1 protein-coding gene is annotated in these 1,525 nt (G+C 66.3%); it reads left to right on the forward strand.

The window, feature by feature from the left end:
• Positions 1–1,525 (forward strand): nitrate- and nitrite sensing domain-containing protein (locus WA805_RS30875; RefSeq protein WP_425244094.1); only part of this gene is annotated, 1,525 nt, incomplete at both ends.

Below are 1,525 nucleotides of genomic sequence, written 5' to 3' on the forward strand. Positions count from 1 at the left end.
TTGCACTCTGGGCTTTCGCCGCGAGCATCACGGTCCGCGGCGCAATCAGCGACCACACTTATAACACCAGTGTTACTTCCCTCACCACCACTATCGAGCCGCTGACGATCGAGCTGCCAGCGGAACGCGAAGCGTCCTACCTCTGGCTGATCAGTGGCCGGAGATCCTCCGAGGCGTCGCTGCTTACCACGAGGAGACTCGTGGACGAGGCGATTCCGGCCGCCAGGTCGGCGCTCCAGGGCGGCTCGCTCTTCGCCGACTCCAGGCCTGCGATCAACGCGCTGTTCGCGCAGCTCGCACAGCTCGGCAAGATCCGGGCGGCCATCGATTCCGGCGCGATGAGCCCGCCGGCCGCATTCCAGGCTTACAGCGGCATAATGGATGCGGAGTTCAGCTTCTTCAAATCCTCGCTCCAGTACAGGCCCTCCTCGCTGGCCGAGATCTCGATCGGCACGGTCGACTCGGCATACGTGTACGAACTGGCTAGGCGAGAGGCCACTCTGGTGGATGGGGCGCTGGCTGACCGCGGCCAGATGAGCCCGTCGGCCCGTCAGCTGTTCGCCAGCAGCGCCGCGAACCGTGGCCTGCTCATGAACGATGTCCTCGTCTTCCTGACTCCTGACCTGCGCGCCCCGTACCTAAGCGTCGCCAACTCGCCCGCGTACCACGAGTACCAGGCAATGGAAGACCGGATATTGGCCAGCTTGGGCGGCAGCGGGCCCATCCCGGTGAATGCAGGCGCCTGGCAGTCGTCCTCTGGGACGTACCTGGTCGCGATGCTAGACGCGGAATTGAAGACCGCCACGACTCTGACGACGATGACCGCGTCGCTCACCGACCGGCAGGTCACCGAGGCCATCCTCGCCGGTGGCGCCGGGCTGCTTGCCGTCGTCGTCTCGGTCTTCCTGCTTGTGTGGTTCGGCCGCAAGGTCACGCGCGACCTTACCCGGCTCGACGACAACGTGCGCGGCATGGCGCAGGAGCGACTGCCCCGCGTGGTCGAACAGCTCCGCCGGGGCGACGACGTGGACGTGCTCGCGGAGTCCCCGCCGCCGGACACCAGCACGATCCAGGAGATAGCCCAGATCGCGGAGTCGTTCGCCGCGGTGCAGAGGGCGGCCGTCGGGGCCGCCGTAGACCAGGCGAGAATGCGCAAGGGGGTCAACCAGGTCTTCCTGAACATCTCCCTGCGCAGTCAGTCCCTGCTGCACCGGCAGCTGGCAATGCTGGATTCGATGGAGCGGCGGACCGGTGAGGCCAAGGCGTTGGCCGATCTCTTCCGCCTCGACCACCTCACCACGCGTATGCGCAGGCATGCTGAGAGCCTGATCATCTTGTCCGGCGCTACGCCCGGCCGGGGCTGGCGCGATCCAGTGCCCGTGGTCGACGTACTGCGCGCATCGGTGGCCGAGGTCGAGGACTACGTCCGGGTGGACGTGGTCAGCGAATCACAAGACCTGGTTGCGGGGAACGCGGTCAACGACGTGATCCACCTCGTCGCCGAACTGATCGAGAACGCCACGGC

The sequence above is a fragment of the Trebonia sp. genome, from assembly GCF_049794275.1.
Taxonomy (GTDB): Bacteria; Actinomycetota; Actinomycetes; order Streptosporangiales; family Streptosporangiaceae; genus Trebonia.